The sequence below is a fragment of the Vibrio mimicus CAIM 602 genome, assembly GCF_000338875.1.
Lineage (GTDB): Bacteria > Pseudomonadota > Gammaproteobacteria > Enterobacterales > Vibrionaceae > Vibrio > Vibrio mimicus.
Map to the genome: position 1 here is coordinate 1 of NZ_AOMO01000008.1, position 873 is coordinate 873.

Below are 873 nucleotides of genomic sequence, written 5' to 3' on the forward strand. Positions count from 1 at the left end.
CTCAAGATAGTGAAGTTGAAATTGGATACAACGTTTCGCCTTATAAACAAGGTCGAGGATTTGCAAAATTGGCAGTCAATCAACTTTGTCAGTTAGCGTTTAATGTGGATTCAATTGAAAGTGTTGTGGCTTTGATTTCATCGGCGAACCTCGCTTCGTTGAATGTCGTACGAGCCAACAACTTTGTTTTCATTGGTTTTGTGGTTGATAGCGACAATGAAAAATTGGAAAAATGGGTACTAAAGAGGGCATCCTGTGCCTAACAAACGCCTCAAGAGGGACTGTCAACGCGCGGCGTTTCCAGTCCCAATGAGCCACGGTGGTTACGGCTGTTGTGTTTGAGTTTGGTGTTATGCGTTGCCAGCCCCTTAGGCGGGCGTTATATGCCAGTAATCAGAAAGTCGATAGCAGAGATGATCTCGTCTCTAAAAGTGCTTAGATCATTTACAGGCTCTCTTAGAATTTTGGTTGGTACACTTGCCATTTGATGAGTCAGAATTACGAAGTCACCTTCATCAATATGGATTACGGGGCATAGATGATTGGGCGCTTTTTTCTCTAACAACGCAGTAGGCGTTAGCGGAATAACTAATCGAGTGTTCAATGTATCAAGCAATTCACTTTGAACGTCAACAAAGTATGGGTATGCGGTTGAAGTGCTTTTATCGTTGTTTTTGTATAGCGAAAATTGTGGCATTAGAATACTCGGTAAGAATCAGAAAATAGTCCGTGGTTTTCAGTTAGCTCGTTGCAAGCATTAATGGCATCAGCATTTTGCTCTAACCATTCAGCTTTCAGGCGTTGACTCACTTCTTTCTCAAGTGCCTTTTCCATTGTTGCCGAAAGGTTTATATTTAAGCGTTTAGCCTCAGC

Annotated in this window: 3 protein-coding genes; 1 reads left to right on the top strand and 2 read right to left on the bottom strand. The window is 42.2% G+C overall.

Annotated elements, in window-relative coordinates; translation table 11 throughout:
* On the top strand, positions 1 to 263 hold a 263-nt coding region (locus tag D908_RS18015; protein ID WP_005522154.1), incomplete at its 5' end, for a GNAT family N-acetyltransferase.
* A gap of 116 nt (positions 264 to 379) precedes the next feature.
* Here D908_RS18015 and D908_RS18010 read toward each other — a convergent pair.
* Together D908_RS18010 and D908_RS0118755 are read right to left on the bottom strand one after the other, a co-directional pair.
* Entirely contained in the window at positions 380 to 697 is a 318-nt protein-coding gene (locus tag D908_RS18010; protein WP_005522156.1) for a CcdB family protein, read from the bottom strand.
* Positions 697 to 873 (bottom strand): type II toxin-antitoxin system CcdA family antitoxin (locus tag D908_RS0118755; protein WP_005522160.1); only part of this gene is annotated, 177 nt, incomplete at its 5' end. The genes D908_RS18010 and D908_RS0118755, both read right to left, overlap by 1 nt.

Bases quoted from the DNA above. Each gene is read 5' to 3' on its own strand.
- D908_RS18010 (WP_005522156.1), bottom strand. From the start codon at position 697: ATGCCACAATTTTCGCTATACAAAAACAACGATAAAAGCACTTCAACC.